General features: G+C 32.1%; 16 protein-coding genes. 6 read left to right on the forward strand and 10 right to left on the reverse strand.

What is annotated here, in order from left to right; all coding sequences use genetic code 4:
* Nucleotides 1–49: 49 nt before the first annotated feature.
* The 3 genes from NPA09_RS02620 to NPA09_RS02630 all read right to left on the reverse strand — a co-directional run bounded on the left by NPA09_RS02620 (nucleotide 50) and on the right by NPA09_RS02630 (nucleotide 9,450).
* A complete protein-coding gene (locus NPA09_RS02620; RefSeq protein WP_129723127.1) occupies nucleotides 50–4,408 on the reverse strand; it encodes a DNA-directed RNA polymerase subunit beta' in 4,359 nt (1,452 codons plus the stop codon).
* Entirely contained in the window at nucleotides 4,408–8,055 is a 3,648-nt protein-coding gene (gene rpoB, locus NPA09_RS02625) for a DNA-directed RNA polymerase subunit beta (protein WP_129723125.1), read from the reverse strand. The genes NPA09_RS02620 and rpoB overlap by 1 nt, the downstream gene beginning before the upstream one ends.
* 126 nt (nucleotides 8,056–8,181) lie before the next feature.
* Nucleotides 8,182–9,450, reverse strand: coding sequence for a hypothetical protein (locus NPA09_RS02630; protein ID WP_129723123.1), 1,269 nt, complete (start codon nucleotides 9,448–9,450; stop codon nucleotides 8,182–8,184).
* A 133-nt stretch (nucleotides 9,451–9,583) separates the two neighbouring features.
* On the opposite strand from NPA09_RS02630, the gene pyrH reads away from it, so the two are divergent.
* Entirely contained in the window at nucleotides 9,584–10,303 is a 720-nt protein-coding gene (gene pyrH, locus NPA09_RS02635) for a UMP kinase (RefSeq protein WP_129723122.1), read from the forward strand.
* Nucleotides 10,303–10,854: a ribosome recycling factor gene (gene frr, locus NPA09_RS02640; protein ID WP_129723120.1), complete on the forward strand. Its 552-nt coding sequence runs from the start codon at nucleotides 10,303–10,305 to the stop codon at nucleotides 10,852–10,854. Before pyrH ends, frr begins: the two co-directional genes overlap by 1 nt.
* Before the next feature lie 22 nt (nucleotides 10,855–10,876).
* Here the strand turns inward: frr and NPA09_RS02645 are convergent, their stop codons facing one another.
* From NPA09_RS02645 to secG, 3 genes are read right to left on the reverse strand one after another with little or no spacing between them, the layout of a single operon-like run.
* On the reverse strand, nucleotides 10,877–11,578 hold the full coding sequence (locus tag NPA09_RS02645; RefSeq protein ID WP_129723118.1) for a pseudouridine synthase: 702 nt from the start codon (nucleotides 11,576–11,578) through the stop codon (nucleotides 10,877–10,879).
* A gap of 51 nt (nucleotides 11,579–11,629) precedes the next feature.
* Nucleotides 11,630–13,810 carry a ribonuclease R gene (gene rnr, locus NPA09_RS02650; protein ID WP_165036283.1) on the reverse strand — a complete coding sequence of 727 codons (2,181 nt, stop codon included), beginning with the start codon at nucleotides 13,808–13,810 and terminating at the stop codon, nucleotides 11,630–11,632.
* The gene (gene secG, locus NPA09_RS02655) at nucleotides 13,803–14,039 is read right to left on the reverse strand and encodes a preprotein translocase subunit SecG (protein WP_129723114.1); all 237 of its coding nucleotides are present in this window, start codon (nucleotides 14,037–14,039) and stop codon (nucleotides 13,803–13,805) included. The genes rnr and secG overlap by 8 nt, the downstream gene beginning before the upstream one ends.
* Nucleotides 14,040–14,198: 159 nt before the next feature.
* Between secG and gap the strand changes: the two genes are divergently transcribed.
* The 3 genes from gap to rpmA all read left to right on the forward strand — a co-directional run bounded on the left by gap (nucleotide 14,199) and on the right by rpmA (nucleotide 15,941).
* A complete protein-coding gene (gene gap / locus NPA09_RS02660; protein ID WP_129723112.1) occupies nucleotides 14,199–15,227 on the forward strand; it encodes a type I glyceraldehyde-3-phosphate dehydrogenase in 1,029 nt (342 codons plus the stop codon).
* Between the two features lie 141 nt (nucleotides 15,228–15,368).
* Nucleotides 15,369–15,668 (forward strand): 50S ribosomal protein L21, encoded by a 300-nt coding sequence (rplU, locus tag NPA09_RS02665; protein ID WP_129723110.1) that lies wholly within the window; start codon nucleotides 15,369–15,371, stop codon nucleotides 15,666–15,668.
* A 9-nt stretch (nucleotides 15,669–15,677) separates the two neighbouring features.
* A complete protein-coding gene (gene rpmA, locus NPA09_RS02670) occupies nucleotides 15,678–15,941 on the forward strand; it encodes a 50S ribosomal protein L27 (protein WP_129723108.1) in 264 nt (87 codons plus the stop codon).
* Between the two features lie 22 nt (nucleotides 15,942–15,963).
* On the opposite strand, the gene NPA09_RS02675 is transcribed toward rpmA, so the two are convergent.
* Together NPA09_RS02675 and NPA09_RS02680 are read right to left on the reverse strand one after the other, a co-directional pair.
* Nucleotides 15,964–16,542 (reverse strand): DUF402 domain-containing protein, encoded by a 579-nt coding sequence (locus NPA09_RS02675; protein ID WP_129723106.1) that lies wholly within the window; start codon nucleotides 16,540–16,542, stop codon nucleotides 15,964–15,966.
* Complete coding sequence (locus NPA09_RS02680; protein WP_256541815.1) at nucleotides 16,532–18,544, reverse strand: MYPU_1760 family metalloprotease; 2,013 nt, start codon at nucleotides 18,542–18,544, stop codon at nucleotides 16,532–16,534. The genes NPA09_RS02675 and NPA09_RS02680 overlap by 11 nt, the downstream gene beginning before the upstream one ends.
* Before the next feature lie 61 nt (nucleotides 18,545–18,605).
* Here NPA09_RS02680 and NPA09_RS02685 point away from each other — a divergent pair, with 61 nt between their 5' ends.
* Nucleotides 18,606–18,821 carry an MAG6790 family protein gene (locus NPA09_RS02685; protein WP_129723102.1) on the forward strand — a complete coding sequence of 72 codons (216 nt, stop codon included), beginning with the start codon at nucleotides 18,606–18,608 and terminating at the stop codon, nucleotides 18,819–18,821.
* A 24-nt stretch (nucleotides 18,822–18,845) separates the two neighbouring features.
* Here the strand turns inward: NPA09_RS02685 and NPA09_RS02690 are convergent, their stop codons facing one another.
* The gene (locus NPA09_RS02690) at nucleotides 18,846–19,529 is read right to left on the reverse strand and encodes a hypothetical protein (protein WP_129723100.1); all 684 of its coding nucleotides are present in this window, start codon (nucleotides 19,527–19,529) and stop codon (nucleotides 18,846–18,848) included.
* A 75-nt stretch (nucleotides 19,530–19,604) separates the two neighbouring features.
* Nucleotides 19,605–20,144, reverse strand: a complete 540-nt coding sequence (locus tag NPA09_RS02695; protein ID WP_129723098.1) for a hypothetical protein — start codon at nucleotides 20,142–20,144, stop codon at nucleotides 19,605–19,607.
* Nucleotides 20,145–20,192 lie beyond the last annotated feature (48 nt).

Below are 20,192 nucleotides of genomic sequence, written 5' to 3' on the forward strand. Positions count from 1 at the left end.
AATATTTATTGATTTTATACTGAAATTAAACATTTTTTTGTTTTACAAATTACTCATTAAAGAAGTCGACATCACTGTCATCATCAACAGCATTAACAGTAGCACCTTGTTCTTCTATAACCTTGCTAATTTCTTCGAAAATTTCGTCACGTTGTTCCTTCGAAGTTGGAATAACTGGATTAAACTTATCTGGGAAATATTCACGTGGATCTTTAATATCATATTTTGATTTTGGTTCAAAGTTCGAGTTTGTTCCAGCAGGAATTTTGTGACCTAAAATAATATTTTCTTTAAGACCCTCAAGATTATCAACTTGATTACTAATTGCTGCGTTAACAAGAATCTTAGCGGTTTCTTGGTATGAAGCAGCGGCTAAGAATGAATTTGAAAGTAAAGGTGTTTGTTTCGCCCCTTTAATTACGCAAACCCCATAAGGTGGTTTTTTACCTTCGGCAAGTAATTTACCAGCCTCAAGTTGATATTCATGTAAATCAACAAAGTTACCAACAAAGAATTTAGAATCTCCGGCTTCTTGAATTTGAATTTTTGAAAGCATTTGACGAATAATAATCTCAATATACTTATCACTAATACTAATCCCTTGCATACGGTATAGTCTTTGAATTTCTTTAAGTAAGTAATTTTGTACTGTACGAGGATCAGTAATATCAAGCAAGTGTTTTAACTCAATTGGACCTTCAATAATTTTTTGTCCAGGAACTAGGTTATCACCAACTTGAACTCTTAAAATTCTATTGGTTCTAAAGTGGATTTTTTCTTCAACTTCTTCACCATTAATGTTATAAATAATTATAATTAACGATTCTGAACTCTTGTTTTTCCCACTTGCAATTTCTTCAATTGCTACAACACGACCATGATATTTAGCGATTTCAGCAGGACGTCCTCATGGTTTTTCATAAGCATCGATTAACTCGATTAAACGACCAAAACCACCAGTAATATCTTCAACACCAGCAACCCCTCCGGTATGGAAAGTACGCATCGTAAGTTGGGTACCAGGTTCCCCAATTGATTGAGCAGCAATAATTCCAACTGCTTCACCAATACTTACAATTTTGTTAGTTGCTAAATCTTTTCCATAACATTTTTTACATACACCGTTTGGAGTATGACATGATAAAATGCTACGAATTTCAATTTGACGTGCGTCAACTTTTTTATCAATAATTGTTGCTAATTCAGGAGTAATAAATTCGTTAGCACCAACAATTAAATTACCTTTTTTGTCAAAAACAGGTTTGTTAGTAAAGCGACCTTCAATTCTTTCTTTGAAAGGAACAATAATTGAATTTGTTTTGGTATCAACAATATCTTTAATAGTAAATCCAAAATCACTGCCACAATCTTCTTCACGAACAACAATTGATTGTGCAACATCGACTAAACGACGTGTCAAATAACCTGAACGCGAAGTGTTAAGTGCGGTATCGGTTAAACCTTTCCGAGCCCCGTGAGTTGATGAATAGAATTCATACGCACTAAGTCCATCAAGGAATGAAGACTTAACGGGAACCTCAACAGTTGAACGAACTACCCGTTCGTTTTGTGCATCGGCTTTAAGGGTTTTGGCGTTGTTGGCCATTAATCCCCGCATTCCGGCTAATTGTACGAAGTTTGAAATATTACCACGCGCACCCGAGCGCATCATGATAAATAATGGGTTATCTGGGTGTTCTTTAGTTACTTCATTAAGATCTTTTTGAATTGCATCTTTAACTCTTGCTCATTTATCAATTGTTAATTTATATCTTTCATCGTCAGTGCAAAGCCCTTCTTTGTAAGCTTCTTGCAATTCATTAATGTATCTTTCACCATCTTGAATATGTTCTTGTTTACTTGGTAATGTGATAATATCGCTAATTGAAATAGTTGTTCCTGATTTAGTCGAGTATTTAAATCCATACTCCTTAATACCATCAAGCACGGTTGCAATAATGTTTGTATATTTAAATCAAACATCTTCCAAAATTTCAACGTAATCATCTACATATAGAACTTGTGCGGCTTTTTGATGTTTTTTACGATCATCAAGTCTTTTAAAAGCATTATATGTAAATGTTTTAAGCACATCAACATGACGTTTATCTAATTTGTTACCACGAAAATCAATCAAGTTTGCGTAGTAATCTTCGGCTTTTTCTTTTTCGAAATAATCTTCTAAACTAATTTTACTAATTACATTAGCAATATCTTCTTTAGTAATCACAACATCATAACTATCAAATACTGCACGAATTACTCGAGCAACATCTTTCTTTGAAAGCGGGTTGTCTTCTGGTAAGTTAGCAATAAATTCAGCAATATTTGTGCCATATGGTACATAATGACGCTCAAATACTTCCTTATTATTATTTAAGGTTTCAATTGAATTATCAAAAATGAAATCAAAGTTGTCTGGGAAGAGTTTGTTGAAAATAAATTTACCAACACTAGAAACAACGTATCCGCCTTCTTTTTTCGCGAAAATTGCATTCTTTGGTTTAACTTCACTGATTGGTAAGGCTACACGAGCATGTAATTCAACTTTTTTAAATTCATATGCTCTCAACATATCGTCGTGTGATAAGAAATATCTTCCTTCACCTTTAGCTCCCTTACGTTCTTGTGTTAAATAGTAAATTCCAAGCAACATATCTTGTGAAGGGTTAATGATTGGTTCACCATCTTTTGGTCCAAGAATGTTTTTTGAAGCTAACATTAATTCACGTGCTTCGCGCATTGCAATTTCTGAGACTGGAACATGGACTGCCATTTGGTCACCATCGAAATCCGCATTAAATGCAGGAGTTACAAGCGGGTGAAGTTTAATGGCTTTACCACGAATTAAAACAGGTTCAAATGCTTGAATACTTAAACGGTGTAAAGTAGGAGCACGGTTTAATAATACTAATTTATTAGTAATAACTTTTTCAACGTGTGGTCAAATCACTGGGTTTAGGTTTTCAATTAAACGACGCGCCGATTTAATTGAACCAGCAACTTCTTTTTCAATAAGTTCACGAATAATTCAAGGTTCAAATAATTTGGCTGCCATTTCCCGTGGAATACCACATTGGTGCATTTTAAGATTTGGCCCAACAACAATAACGCTCCGACCTGAATAGTCAACACGTTTTCCTAAAAGGTTTTGTCTGAAACGACCTTTTTTACCAGCTAAAGCATCTGAAATCGACTTAAGAGGACGGTTATCTTTTGACATCACAGGGTTTGGTGTTTTCCGGCTGTTGTCAATTACAGCATCAACCGCTTCTTGAATCATTCTTAACTCATTTTGCACAATAAGTTTAGGTGAATCAAGTTCATTTCATTTTTTAAGACGGTTATTTCTTATGATGATCCGACGGTAAAGTTCGTTGATATCACTAGTTGAGTGACGGCCACCATCTAATTGCACTAATGGTCTTAAATCCGCAGGGATAACAGGTAAGTTGTAAATTAACATACTTGTTGGTTTTTGTCCCGAGTTAATAAATGAGTTGATAATAAATAAACGTTTGTAAAGACGATCACGTTCTTGAACTCTGGTTTTGTTTTCTTTATTATCGTCGTTGATTTTTTTGTTAATATCATTAATTTTAGCTTTTACTAAATCACGTTCTTTTTCTAAATCAACATTTTCAAGTAAATATTCAATCGCTTTTGAACCGGTACCGATTTTTGCATCTGAATACATTTCAATTGTGTCATTCAATTCATAGAAGTCAATACCATAGTCATGACCAATTTTCGAATCGGCAATATTAACTAACTCTTCAAGTTGAGTAGTAATATCTTCATATTCTTCTGAATTTTCTTCAAAACGTTCACGCAATTCAAGTAAAGCGTTTTTATAAATTACTGCGGCATCATTGATTTCAATAATTGTATTTTTAGGTAAGTTTTTTAAACCACCTGATTCAAGTACAATGTGACTTTTGTAGTAGATAATGTTTTCAATTGCTGCTTTTGTAACTGGAGTTTTGCTACCTTCAATTGTTAATCCTAAAAGTTTAAAAATTGATGAGTGATCTATTTTAAAGAATCAAAAGTGAACAACAGGAACATGTAATGCAATATGTCCCATTCTTGAACGACGTGAAATTTTAGGTAAAATTTCTGGTTTTTCTGATTGACAAATTGTAGTTGCCGTACAGAACATATTTTCGTTTGATTGTTTGTATTTTTTTGAACATATCGCACATTTGTAATCAGTGGTTGGCCCAAAAATTAACTCATCAAATAACCCGTTTTTTTCAGGTTTAAATGATTTATAGTTAATAGTTTCTGGTTTGGTTACTTCACCATGCGATCATTCTTTAACATCACTTTCAGTAGCAAGTGATAACGAAATTCTTTTAATTTCCGACTCGTCTAACAAGCCATATTTTCTTCAAATCTTTTTCATTATCTACCTCCTAATCTTGTATCATCACGATTAATTTCTTTATTTGATTCTGTCATTTTATCTTCTTCTGGTGCGACATTATCGCGGTGAACTTCAAGTTTAATTCCTAAACCTCTTAACTCGTAAGCAAGCACGTTAAACGATTCAGGTGTTCCAGCTTTTGGCATTGGTTTACCAGTAGCAAGCGCTGAGTAAAGCGCGTTACGGCCAGTAATGTTATCAGATTTGTAAGTCAGAAGTTCTTGAAGAACATTGGCTGCTCCATATGACTCAACAGCTCATGTTTCCATTTCCCCAAATCTTTGTCCACCGTTTTGCGACTTACCACCAAGTGGTTGTTGTGTAATCAATGAGTATGGCCCAATGCTCCGTGCGTGCATCTTGTCATCAACCATGTGGCTTAGTTTAAGCATATACATAATTCCAACCGAAATTTGTTTATCAAATGGTTCACCAGTTACCCCATCATAAAGAGTCATCTTACCATTTTCGGGTAAGCCAGCTTCTTTTAATGCAGCAAAAATTTGATCTTTATTAATTCCATCAAAAACAGGAGTTGCAAATTTAACGCCTAATTTTTTCGCTGCTAAACCAAGGTGAAGTTCAAGAACTTGTCCGATGTTCATCCGTGAAGGTACCCCTTGTGGGTTAAGAACGATATCAACGGGTGTTCCATCTGCCATATAAGGCATGTCTTCAACTGGTAAAACAATTGAAATAACCCCTTTGTTACCGTGACGACCAGCCATCTTGTCACCAACTTTAATTTTCCGTTTTTGAGCGATTCAAACCTTAACAATTTTTTCAACACCATCTTCAAGAACATCACCGTTTTCACGTGATAGAACTTCGGTATCAATAATTGTTCCTGAGTGACCATTTTTAACTTTAAGTGATGTATCACGAGTATTTGCTTGTTTTTTACTGAATAATGCTGAAAGTAATTTTTCTTCTGGAGTTGGGTTGTCATCAGCTTTTGGTGAAACACGACCTACTAAAATATCACCTGGTTGAACTTCCGATCCAATTGTTACAATACCATTGGCATCAAGGTGACGTTTTGAGGCTGTTGATGTATTTGGAATATCGGTTGTTAAAATGTCATTTCCAGCTTTTGAATTTCTAAATTGAATTGTTTGTTCTTCAATGTGAATCGAAGTATAAACATCATCTTTTACAAGTCTTTCACTTAAAATAACAGCATCTTCATAGTTGTATCCATTTAAAGTACTGAAAGCAACAATCACATTTTTTCCAAGCGAAAGCTCACCCTCACTACATGAACTACCATCGGCAATAATTTCACCTTCTTCAACAAAATCGCCAAGTTTTACAACCGGTTTTTGGTGAATAAGTGATGCTTGGTTTGAACGTTCAAATACCCGTAAGTAGTATTTGTCAACGTGACCTTTTTTGTTTTTCTTGTCTTCTTCGGTTTTAATTTCAATCCGATTACCATCAACATAAACAACTTCACCAGCACGTTCACAAACAACATTTGAGTATGAGAATTTAGCAATATCAGCCTCAATTCCAGTTCCAACAAGTGGTGCTTCTGAAATTAAAAGTGGCACTGCTTGACGTTGCATGTTTGAACCCATAAGAGCACGGTTAGCATCGTCATTTTCAAGGAAAGGAATTGCACTTGCAGCAAGCGAAGTCATTTGCTTCGAGTCGACATCGATAAATTCAACTTCTGTTTTTGGCACTTGAATATAATCACCATTGTAACGAGCGACAACAAAATCGTCAGCAATTTCATTGTTTTCGTTAACTTTAGTTGAAGATTGAATAAAGATATGACCTGTTTCTTCAGCTGCTGAAAGATAACAAACATCATTATAGTCAACAACACCATCATTAACTCTGAAATATGGAGTTTCCAAGAATCCTAATTCATTCACACGCGCATGTGATGCTAAATTAAGAATAAGACCGATGTTTGGTCCTTCAGGTGTTTCAATTGGACAAATTCTTCCATAGTGAGTAGGGTGAACATCCCGAACTTCGAATTGTGCTGTATCACGGTTAAGACCACCAGGCCCAAGCGAAGTTAAACGACGTTTACTTGAAAGTTCGGCAAGTGGATTGATTTGATCCATAAATTGTGAAAGTTTTGATGAATTGAAAAATTGTTTAATTTGGTTGAATACCAATTTGTTGTTTGTAACATTTTTAGGGGTAATTTTTTCAAGTTCTTTCGCACTTAAACGTTCACGAGTATTTTTTTCCATTTTTGCAAAACCAACATTGAGTTCGTTTTGTAAAAGTTCACCAACACTGACAATCCGTTTGTTCATAAGTGAATCTGGATCGTCATCATTACCAACGTCATCTAAAAGGTTAAAGTAATAACCAATAGCGGCGATAATATCACTAATTAAAAGGTGGTTTTCATCACTTGTAGGGTCATTTGAAATTACAAGCACAGGCTCTTTCTTAAGTGACATTCATTTTTTGGTTGGGTAAATTAAAATTGTTCCCATTTTTGTTCTTGTTGCAAGATTTGGGTCTTCTTTAAGAAATTTGTGATAAACAGATTCATCAATATCTGGAATTTGTTCTAATGGAATTGCTCCTGTATCATAAAGTTTTTGAATTTTTAAAGCCGTACTTTTCTTGATGTACATCCCTTTATCATAAACTTTTTGGTCCTTTGTTCCATCTTCATTAAAAGTCCAGATATCTTGACCTAAGTAAGTATCTGTAATCCGATCAACAAAGTTTAATTTACGGTTAAACATATAACGACCGGTTTTTGACAATGAATAACGTTTTTTGTTGAAAAACATACTTGCGATCAAGCTTTTTACACCGTCTTCACTTAAACGATCACCTTTACGAATTACTTGGTAAATCGCTTCAAGACAGTCGTTTCTTACTTTTTCAGTTTCTAATTTGAGTGTATGGTCATTATTGAGTTTGTCTTTTTTGATCGTTTCTTCAAGAACTTCTGATTTACCAAAAAGATGACGCATTGTGTCAACTCTCATCCCGAAACTACCTAAAAAAGTAGGTAATGTGATGTTTTTGTTCTTGTCAATCTTTACCTTTACCGAGTCATTTGTGTTGCTGGTAACACGGTGTGAAAATTCTAATCACGATCCAAGTTGTGGTAATAACTCAACCTTGTTGAAAAGGTCATCAGATTGTTTATTACGAACATTAACCCCGAAGTAAACACCACTTGAACGAATTAATTGACTAACAATGATTTTTTCCGACCCGTTAATGATGAAAGATGCACCTTTTGTCATTAATGGAATTTCACCAAAAAGAACTCTTTCTTCTTTGGTTTCACCAGTTTCATCTGAAAGTTTTCTAAGTCGTGCATAAAGTTTTGCACCATAAGTAGTTCCTTTTTGCTTTGCTTCACGAACTTTCATCGATTCTTCGCCAGGTAGTTCTAATTCGGCTGAATTATGAATGTATTCAATAGTAACTTTCTTAATACTTGCAGTAATTGGGTAGTGTTCACGAAAAGTTGCTTCGATTCCTTCTGTTTTAAATTTTTCAAAAGATTTTTTTTGAATATCAAGAAAACTTGTGATTGGTAAAGTTTTCTTGGTCACAGAATAGTCTCTTCTTACTGTGTGTTTGCTGAATCGTACCTCACGATACTCTTTTGCTTTTTGTGTTGATGCCATTTATACTCCTTATCTTAACTAATTGCGTTGCTATATAATATATATACGCAATAATTAATAAATCGATTTATATTTTACTATAAAATAAACAACATCGAATACTTTTTTTAATAAATTACAAAAAGTTTATATTTTAAGTATTTTTGCACTCAAAAACAGTTTTTTATATATTTCTTCATTATTTTCACTGGCGAAAAAATTTAAAATTTCAAGTGTTTTCGAATAATATTCGTGTTTTGCCAAAAGAATTGAACTTGTTTTTGGGTCTAATAAATTAACATTTTTAACGTATTGAAAAAGCAATAAACCTTGATCAAATAGGTTGTTAGAAATAGGAAATTGCGCTTGATTTGTTGTGTAAAAATAGTTAATTAAAACATAGTAGTAAGCGTTTTTCATATTTGAAAAATAATAAAAATCATTTTCAAGATACTCGCCAGAAATAAGCTCTCTTAAGTTATTGGAATAAAAATTAGATTTCAAAAATTTGGCGTGTCTCTTAAATCCTTTTTTAACGTATTTTATTAATTCATCAGGAATAATTACAGCGTTATTTTCATTAAATTCTTCTACCAGCGATACAGCTTTTTCTCGAAAATATTTTGCTAATTCTGTAAAATTTAAAACATCTTTTTTGAAGTAAATAATCTCATTAATCGACTTAAAATTGTGAATTGCTAAATCTTCAATAACTTGATAATCTTGCAAACGATGGCGAGTTTTAAATTGCGATTTAATCGTTAAAACCAATTTAATACGGCGCCCTACCAAATGGCGAAATTTGTGTCCCCCTGGGACCATAAATTCAAAAATAAAGCGCTTATGGTGACGTTTTATTTTACTTCAATCAATCAAATTAAAAAATGGGTAGTTTTCCAAATCAATAATCCCATCATAATTTAAATACTCGACATTCACATTGCTAAAGTGTTCTAACTTAAAATCGCCAACCAAATCGCTATCTTGAATATAATAACTACCGTTACCCAAATATCTTGAAATATCTTTGTTAATTTTCACCAAAGACTCAGAACATGTTTTTTTACTTTTTCAATCAAAATCAATGTTTTTTACTGAATAATTGTAATTATTGACTGCTCTACAATCACGAAAATATCACAATTTTAAAATAGCATTTTCAAAATCTAAACTGCTAACTTCATAATAAAAAGTAGGGATATATGTATAAAGATTGCTGTTTGGTAATTGATTAAAATTAAAAAAGAAATCAATCGTGATACGATGCACTGCATTTTCTAAAAATGCTTTTTGTTCTTTTTCGTTAAGTTCGCTGTATTTACTATCACTTAGTTTTTCCTGTAACTCAATTGCATATTCTCAAATTCGATTCGTAATTTTAAATTCAAAAATATAAAAATTATCTGTTTGTTTCATTTTTCACCTCAATATATATTTAGTGAATTTTGTGATGAAAACCTTGTAAAAAAAATTATTTTATGTAAAAAGGCTAATTTTTACTAATTCTAAGAATTAAAAATAACTATATAATAATACAAAGGAGTTTGGGATGAAAAATAAAAGAATCTTGCTGAAACTTTCTGGCGAGGGTTTAGCGAACAAGGACAAAAATTTATTAATAGATTACGACTTAATTGATAATATCGCCAAGCAATTAATTGCAATTAAAAAACAACACAAATTAGAAATTGCTATTGTTATTGGTGGAGGAAATTTATTCCGTGGCGCCAGCGCTGCTAAAAGTGGGATGGGTCGAACACAAGCCGACTACATTGGAATGTTAGCAACTATTATGAATGGGAAAGCAATTCAAGATGGTTTTGAAAGAAACAATTTAAAAACAAAAGTACTATCATCATTAGCAATGGATCCTAAAGTATGTGAAACTTATACGACCGAAAAAGCTAAGGAATACTTAAATGCTGGTGAAACCGTTGTATTTGTCGGTGGTACAGGTAGACCATTTTTTACAACCGACACCGCATCAACTTTATTTGCAAGCGAAATAAATGCCGATTTAATTTTAATGGGTAAAAATCAAGTGGATGGGGTTTTCGACTCAGACCCTAAAACAAATCTAAATGCTAAACATTTTACCAAAATTACTTACGATGAAATACTTAAACAAAAACTCCAAGTAATGGATTTAACAGCCACATCAATGGCTAGAGATAACAACCTTAAACTAATCGTTTTTGACATCACTAAAGAAAACGCTATTGTCAAAGCAATCAACAAGGATATTAAAACAACCGAGGTAACAAACTAATGAATGAATTCGAAGATTATTTATTATTTTTTCTAGAAGAAGCGGACGCCGCTATCGAACACTACGAATATAACTTATCACGAATTTCTGCAGGGCGCGCTAACCCACAGCTAATTAAAAACATTAAAGTGAATTATTATGATACTCCAACACCAATCGAAGAACTAGCATCAATTACTTCACCCGAACCACAACAATTACTAATTAAACCTTATGATATAAGTTGTGTAAAAGAATTAACAAACGCACTAACTAATAGCGGTTTAAGTCTTAACTGTGTTAACGAAGGAAATCAAGTTCGAATTACTTTTCCAACCTTAACTGGAGACCGTCGTCGCGAACTTGTTAAACAACTAGCTAAATTTACCGAACAAGCAAGAGTAGGGGTAAGAAATGGCCGTCACAACGCAATCAAACAACTTAAAGCTGATGAGTTATCAGAAGATATCGAAAAAAGATATCTAGACCTATTGCAAAAACACGTTGATAAATACAATGATAAAATTGCTCAATTAACAGATGAAAAAACAAAAGAATTAACAACATTATAAAAAGAGCTCGTCGCTCTTTTTTTTATTCACTTTGCTGCATCAATTCAATTTCTTCTTTTGTAAGTTTACGAATTTGTCCTTTGGCTAATGACGGATCAAGTTTTAACTTGCCAAATTGCACACGCTTCAAATACTGAACGCTATATCCTAGCGCGCCAAACATTCTCTTAACTTGATGAAATTTGCCTTCATAAATTGTTAAGAAACAACTGTGAGAATCTACTTTCTCAAAACAATATTTCTCCACAATAAATTCGTCATTAATTACAATTGGGTTTGTTTTTTCAAAAACGTCTTCGCTTAGCTCTTTATTCACACGAACAAAATATTTTTTAGAAATATGATTTTTGGGACTAAGAAGCTTATGTGACATTTGTCCGTCATTACTAATTATCACTAACCCTTCAGTATCTTTATCAAGTCTTCCAAAAGTAAAATACTTACTACTTTTCAAGTTTACTAAATCAAAAATGGTCGCACTTCGATAATCATTATTAGCACTAATTACACCTTCTGGTTTATGAAACATATAATACTGAAATTGTTGGTTTTCTATCTTTTGATCTTCAACTTCAACAACATCATTTTGTAAAGAAATATTAACAACTTTTGTAATAATTTTTCCGTTAACTTTAACTAAATTTTTACTTATTTTAGACTTAATAGTTTTGCGACTCATCGTTGTATTATCGGAAAGAAATTTATCAATTCTTACTTGCTTCATATTGTCCTTTTCTAGCAATAAAAACGTTCTAAAATTAAAACGTTTTTTTTGTTATTTTCTTTGTTTTTTATTGAATTTTGTTGAATTTACACTCTTTTTCGCAATTTCTTTATTAACCAAAAATTGCTCATAATTATGGCTTAACACACAATCAACTTTACCTTCTCGTAAGTTAGTATCACAAATAATTATTGTCACCTCATCGCCAATTTTATATGTTTTTTGACCTTTGCATTTTAGTGTATTTGTTTCTTCATCAAATTCATACTTTCCATCAAACATATTAGTGATATGACAAAGTGTAGAAACATGTGTTTCGAGCTCAATAAACATACCAAATTTTAAAATAGTTGAGATTTTTCCGCGAAATTTTGTTCCAATTTTTTGGTTATAAAATTGAGCGTAAAAGATATCGTTTGTTGCTCGCTCAACTGTCACACCTTCCTGCTCTGAATCAGAATTGCGTTTAGCAAATGTTTCGAGTTGCGCTTTTAATGCCGCCGAATCTTCGATCTTCTTATTTGTTAAATAATAATCACGAAGCATTCTATGAATTGTTAAATCTGGGTATCGACGAATAGGGCTTGTAAAATGACAGTAATGTTTCGAGGCTAAACCAAAGTGACCAATATTATTTGTTGAATAAATAGCTTTTGGCATCGTTCTTAAGAAAAAGATTTTTAAAAATTGGTCATTATTTTCCGCTTCAATTTTACGAACTGTTTTTGCAAAATCTAAAGATGTAATTGGGAAAGGAAATTTAGTTTTAATCCCTAGTGTATTAAGCGCCATATTGGTAATGTTAACCTTTTCCATTTCTGGCGTTTCATGAATTCTATACATAAGTGGAATTTTTTTATCTTGTAAGGCAAGGGCAACTTGTTCGTTAGCGCGCACCATGAAATCCTCAATCATATTCTCACTTAAACCACTTTTTTTAGTAACAATATCTTTTACCTTATTGCCTTCCAAAATAATTTTTGGTTCTTCAATTTCGAAGCCAACATAACCTTCATCATCTTTGTATTTTTTGATAATTTTTGAAAGTTCTAAAGCATCGTTAAGCATTGTTTTCAATTCGTTACTAAAGTTTGAGTTATTTTTATTTTTGTAATATTCATTAACCTGCGAGTAAGTTAAACGATATTTTGAATTAATAACTGATTGCACAATTTTTGTTTCTTTATTATTACCATTTTTGTCAATCGTCATAATTGCCGACATCGCAAGACGATCGACGTTTGGATTTAAAGAACAAATTCCGTTTGATAATTTAGTTGGCAACATTGGAAGAACACGATCCGCCAAGTAAATTGATGTCCCGCGTTTTAATGCTTCGATATCAATTGTATCATCTTCTCTAACATAATATGAAACATCAGCAATATGAACACTTAAAACAAAATCGTCGCCTTGTCGTTTGACATTGATAGCGTCATCAAAATCTCTGGTATCGTCGCCATCAATTGTTACAACTAATTCATCACGAAAATCAACACGACCTTGTAGTTCGTTCTTACTTACCTCATCAGGAAGTTTTTCCGCACATAGATTAACTTCTTTTGGAAACTCTAAATTAACATCAAACGAATTAAGCCGCGCTTCGACATCGACAAGCTCGTCGTCTAATGGGCAAATATTTTTGACAATGTTGACTGTTAAATATGTTTTATGGTAACGTAAAACTTCAACCAAAACAAGATAATTTTCCTTAACAGCAAAAGTATCTAGGTTATTAATTTTAAAATTTATATATTTATGCTTGTCGTAAAAACCAAATAACTTAATTCCATCCTTAGTTCTTACAAGCTTAGCAATAATTGATTTCTTGGCATGATTTAAAATATTAATTACAACAGCGTTATACTTGCCTTCATACTCATAAACATGCGCTTCAACTTTATCGCCATCATATGCCTTGTTGAAATTTTCTTTAGCAACAAAATACGAATCTTCAGGATTCATTTCATCATCAATAAATCCATAATGTGGTTTATTGATTTGAATTTCACCTTTAATTGTTTTGATGTAATTTTGAACATAAAATTCGTTCTTTGCTCGATCAAAGAAAATATAGTTATTGGAAATTAAATTATTTAGAAACTGCGTTAAAAGGTAGTTTTTGTTAACCGGAATTTTAAACTTACGAGCAATTGTTATAAAATTCGTGCGGCCATTTTTATGTAAAAAATCACGAATTTTTTCGCGCGTAAGCGACTCTGCACTAAACAATTGCCCTCATAACTAGTGTTAAAATCAAAAGTAAAACACCAAGCGAAAACATTAAGTATTTAATAAATTTCTTAAATCCCCGTTCTTTTGAAAATTTAAAAAGTTCAAGATCACCACTACCAACCAGTGCCCCACTGAACCCATTCGAATCAGGTGACATAACTAGTGAAACTAAAATAATTACAACACTAATAATCATTAAAATCACCATCAATGCAATGCTCATCATACTCCTTTCGCCATACGTTATGAAATTATACACTTTATATCGCTATTAATAATAATATATATTGTTGGTATTAATTACACATCGGCCGAAAAATAATCTAAGATGCGGTTCTATTTGTAATAAAATATAAATGATATAAAAAAAATTAAGGAGAAATCAATGGCTAAAGAACCAAAAAGAATTGCTATTAATGGTTTTGGTAGAATCGGAAGACTTGTACTAAGACACTTATTAGACACAAAAAACAAAGACGTTGAAGTTGTTGCAGTTAATGACTTAACAAATGCAAAAACATTGGCACACTTATTAAAATACGACACAGCATTCGGACCTTTAAAATTCGATGTTCAAGTTAAGGATGATGCTTTTATAATTACCGATGGTAAAAGTTCAAAAGAAATTAAAGTACTTGCTGAAAGAGATCCTAAAAACTTACCATGAGGAAAACTTGGTATCGACGTTGTTGTTGAATCAACAGGTATCTTCAGAACAAGAGAAAAAGCTAGCTTCCACTTAGAAGCAGGAGCAAAAAAAGTTATCGTTTCAGCACCATCAAGTAAAGATGTTAAAACTGTTGTTTACAGTGTTAATGAAAAAATTCTTAACAAAGATGACCAAGTTATTTCAGGTGCATCATGTACAACAAACTGTTTAGCACCTATTGTTAACGTATTACAAAAACACTTTGGTATTAAATCAGGATACATGACAACAGTTCACGCTTTCACAGCAGACCAAAACTTACAAGATGCTCCACACGGTGACTTAAGAAGAGCAAGAGCTGCTTCACAAAACATCGTTCCTACAACAACTGGTGCTGCATCAGCAATCGGATTAGTAGTTCCTGAAGCTGCAGGTAAATTAGATGGTTTCGCACTTCGTGTTCCAACCATTACTGGTTCATGTGTTGACTTAACACTTAAACTTGAAAAATCACCTTCAGTAGAAGAAATTAATGCTGCATTCAAAAAAGCTGCTTCACCTTCATTAAGATACTGTGACGAACCTATCGTATCAAGCGACATTATCGGTTCAACATATGGTGGAACATTCGACTCACTTCTAACCAATGTAATCGATGTTAATGGTGAAAAACTATACAAAATTATTGGTTGATACGACAACGAAATGTCATATGTTGCTCAATTTGTAAGAACATTAACCTACTTTGTTAAACTTGAAAAATAAATAACTTAATATAAAAAACAACGGACAAAAATCTGTTGTTTTTTTATATTTTGTAATATAATTGCAATGTTACTCTTTAGTAACCATTCCAAAAAGGTTTAAAGCATAGTCACCTCACGGATGAGCCACATAAAGGAAAATATGAAAGCAATTATTGAAAGCGGCAGCAAACAACTGCTTGTTGAAAAAGATGCGATCATTTACATTGAAAAAATTAGTGGTGAAGTTGGAGACAAAGTTTCATTTGACAAAGTATTAATGGCAGATGGAAAAATTGGTACTCCATATCTTAAATCTGCAAAAGTATCAGGCGTAATTGAAAAACAAGGAAAACAAAAGAAAATCGTTGTTTTCCGTCACAACGCAAAATCAACCCACAAACGAAAACTTGGACACCGTCAACCTTATACACGTGTAAGAATTACAGAGATTAAAGGATAGGTGATATAGATGGCACATACAAAAGCTGGTGGTAGTACCAGTAACGGCCGTGATAGTGCCGGCCGTCGTCTCGGAGCAAAACTTGGTGATGGCCAATTTGCAACCGCAGGTTCAATTATTTACAGACAACGTGGAACTAAGATTTTTCCCGGGCTAAATGTTGCTCGTGGTGGTGATGATACTTTATTTGCGCTAATTGATGGATATGTAAAATACGAAGTAAAAAGAAATCGTAAATACGCATCAGTTTATCTTAAAAGAGAAAAAAAATAGTCAAAACTTTTGACTATTTTTTTTATTCTTTTCTGCTACCACGACGACGAAACAAGGCAACATTAATAAGAAGTTTATCATCGCGAGCATCACTTAGTTTTTTATTAACAAAATCTTCGTTAAAAACACCTTCACTATTGTAATAATAATTAACTAGTTTTTCTAATTGTTTATAAAGATTTTTGACTAAACTATCAGGGTATTTATATTTTTTTCGGTTTTCGGTAAACTCATTACGATCGACAATTCGTAACGAATCTTGCGGATAAACTTTAATGTCCAAATCATAGTCAACGTACTTAATCGTATTATCTTCAAAAATAAACTTTGATGCGATATTTATGTAATTGTATCAACCATTAGCTTTAATAGTTATAATGCAATTGAACAATTCTTTTCTCGAAAAGAATCATAGGCCTGTATCATTAAAAGTTCATTTTTTACCTGTTTTTTGCGCTACTTTTGTCTTTTTTACAAAAAGAATTACAAAATCATCGGTAATATCTAAGACTTTAATCCCGTTCCACTGACGGTATAAAACACCATTGTGTTTATACGCTTGAACATTAATATAATCGCCGATTCTTAAATTATTTTCCATATTTTATCACCCATACCCTTTCTTTCTCATCTTTATACAACACAAAAGCGCTTGCTAAAATTTTCGCTTGTTGAATTTCGTCTGTCGCTGCACTTCAGCTCTCAAACATTGAAGAATTAAAGGTTGAAAGATATTTATACTCAGGAATACTAAATTTATTTATTTTTTCGCCTTCTTGGATAATATTATCGCTATTTAAATCATTCCAAAAGAATAAAGGTGAATAAACATTTTGCGCATTAATGTATTGGTCGCTTAAGTATGGAATATAAGTTGTTTCATCAATATCGCTTGGCAATCAAAAAGCATCGCGTTGTTCTTTGGTTAAAATTAAAGCTTTTTTGGCACGGAAATTATTTTTCATTATTCGAAGCGGTATACGCACTTCATTATTCTTGTCATCGTAATAAACAATGTGTTTAATGCCTTTATTGGGTAAATAACCCATCAATTTAAACTCATTGAAAAAACCGGTACTGTATGAAATCGAGTCGCCTTTTTTTGTACTTGTTCATTCATAATAATCAAGACGATTAAAGATTTGTGACACCATTTTTCCATATGACATAGCTTCAAGTTGCAATGCTAAAAAATCTTTACTTGTACTTGTTATTGCGTTTACATCATCAGCTGTATAGTAAATTCCAGCAAATAAGTTATTGGGATAAAAAGGTACATTGTCAAAACTAATATTTCCGTTTAAATAGTTGGTACTAATACTGGTTGTTCTTGTTCAATCATCTATAAATGAATTCATATATGACGCATAACCTATTTCATCGAACTCATAATTTAAAGGTTGAGGATCGTGACCTGGATGTGCATATTTTGTCATTCCATCACGCACACCAAAGCTTGAACCTGAAAATTTTTTGTTTTTCTTGTCTGGGCGATGTTGGACAATCAAACCATAAATTCCTGTTTTATACCAAACATTATTAGTATTTGGCATTGGCTTAAAATCAATATTATCGTTATAAATTGTTCTATCGTTAATAATATCATTTCGTTTTGTGATGTTGTCGTAAGGTAACTGATATGCAACCTTCATTCATTCACGGGGCACAAGTTCAGTCATTGAATAATAGTATTTTAATTTATGAAGATAATAAAGTGGTTTGTTTTGAATAAACAAATCGGGTTTATCATCAAAAGTAACTATTTGGTCGTCGCTTACTTCAGGTAAAAATAACTTGTTTTTTGATGTGTAATAACCATAATAAAGCTTATTTTCATAATTTGAATAATCAAAAATATTTTTTAAATTAAAAAACTTGGTAGCATGATTTGCTTCATTAAGGTAGGTGCGAGGTGGATGAAATTCTTTATCATAATTCAATAAACGAACAAAACCATCAACATATTTGCCATCTCAAATTTGTGGCATCTTTACATCACTATTTTCGTAAACAATGTTATCTTGCGAGTTAGGATCATCTTTTTTTAACATCCCATTATTAACATAGGTATTTGCTCAATGATGCATATATTCATGAAAAAGCGTTGGCATAATCAAGTTAATTTTTTCTTTAGTACTTAATGTATATTTATTAAAACGATCGGTATTAATATGAATTTCCCGGGCAGTTGTTACATACAGTCCATACGCAGTATTTGCATCTATTACATCATAATCATCAATAATAATAGCGTTAAGAAGTCCAATCTCTGGACCATAAGTTGCAACCTTTTTAAATTCAGCAGCAAAAAGTGCTAATTCTTCTTTTTCTAATCATTTTTTACCATTATTTTTTTCATATGAAATAAAAGAAATTTGCGTTTCTTGATCCCAATAAAGCGCATTATTAGCATTTTTGCTCGCTAAATTAGGGACTTCAGATTCGTGATAGTACTTTTGCATCTTTCAAGAATTTGTCTGATTCTTACGATCAAAAATATGACTGCTAAGCACAAGTACTGCAGGGATAAAAATAATAAACAAAACCGGGATTACAACTAGTCAAATCCACTTTTTTTTCATGTTATTTTGTGGGTTATTCATCAGTAATATTATTTTACTATATATAATTAATATATATAAGATATTATTGTTAAGGAGATCAATGTACCAATATAAAGCTATACTAAATTCAACCCAAGAAATAATCGCCGAAGCTCATAGTATCGAAGATGTTGAAAAACAAATCAAACACTTCAAACGTGAGCAAAAACAAAATATTCATACTCGAGGAAACGACACCATTAGCATCTATCACGTTAATCGTAAAACTGCGGAAGGAAACAACGTTTTAAAAGAAAAACTTGTTAAAGTAGTTTAAAAAACACGCATTTGCGTGTTTTTTTTATTTTCCTTTTTTTACTAAAATCATGGCAGAAACCAATAACGGAGGCACTTTATACGTAATAATAATTACCAACAAAGGAAAAAGTCTCAACTTAATTACTGCGTTTTTTACTTTTGAAAGATCGCTCAAGAAAATTCCATTAAATAAAATTAGCAAGAGCACTAGAGCAAAAACACCGCAAGCAACATAAATTGCAATTGATGATTTTTTATCATAATTGTTCCGAAGCACAATTATAAGTCCCACACAAGTTAAAACTCCAACAACACTACTAATAACATAAACAATTCTTAAGATCAAACCCAAATCATAACCATCACGCTCTTGTGAATTCATTAAAGAATAATAAGCATCAGAATGTTCTCCTTTTGTATAAGTTAAAAACGAGAAACCACCCTTTATCCATTTACTCTTAAATTTAAAACCAAAAAAACCGTCTTCTATTCCTTTAGTTGGATGTTTTAATGAATAATTAATTGAAAGCCAATAAACAAATAGCATAATTCCAAAAATGATAGTAGTAAGAATAATAAATAATATCCCGAGACGAATTGTTAAATTTTTATATTTTTTATCCAATTTAAGATCTTCTTTTTCATAAATACTTATTTTATCATCCCATTTTTTGCTTTCTAAAATTGCCGCTTGTTCAATTTCGAACTCATTCTTCTTTTCTTGCATAGTAACATAATACATTTTTTACTAAAATAATATTAATAAAAAACACGCAAACGCGTGTTTTTTTGTGATATTTTTTTATTTTTTAACACATGCAAGCGCCATTGAAGCAACTGAACCAAGTGCAAAAATTGATGAAAAAATACCATAAAGTTTCACATCTTTGAATTTGATTTCACCTTCAACTCATAAGAATGGATAAGCAATTAATAATGACATAGCTACTAAAAATAAACCTACACCTACAAATGAAAGAATAAATGATAACCCTCTTTTTTCTGTGAAAATTCTGATAATTACAAGAATTCCGAACACTAAAGCAATAACTGCTGCAATTAATAAAATAATTTGCATTGCAAAACCTAGTTGATTACCGGTTTTTAAATCACCATCTGGTAAAGAATCAATAAATTTTGTTGGGTTAATATCGTTTTTAATGTTTGCTGCAATTAAAGTAAATCCAGATAAAAACCCGATAGATAATGGCTCGGTAGGAACGCCAAGAATAGTACTATCATCTGCTTTAATTCCAAAAGCCATAAACATCAATGACACAACAAGCACGATTGCTACTGACGCAATAAAACCAATATTAAATACTGTTTTTGAATTTTTCATTTTCGTTTTTTCCTTTCTTTTTTTTAACAGTTTAATAATAGCAAAAAT

Source organism: Mycoplasmopsis equigenitalium, assembly GCF_024498255.1.
Lineage (GTDB): Bacteria > Bacillota_I > Bacilli_A > Mycoplasmatales > Metamycoplasmataceae > Mycoplasma_H > Mycoplasma_H equigenitalium.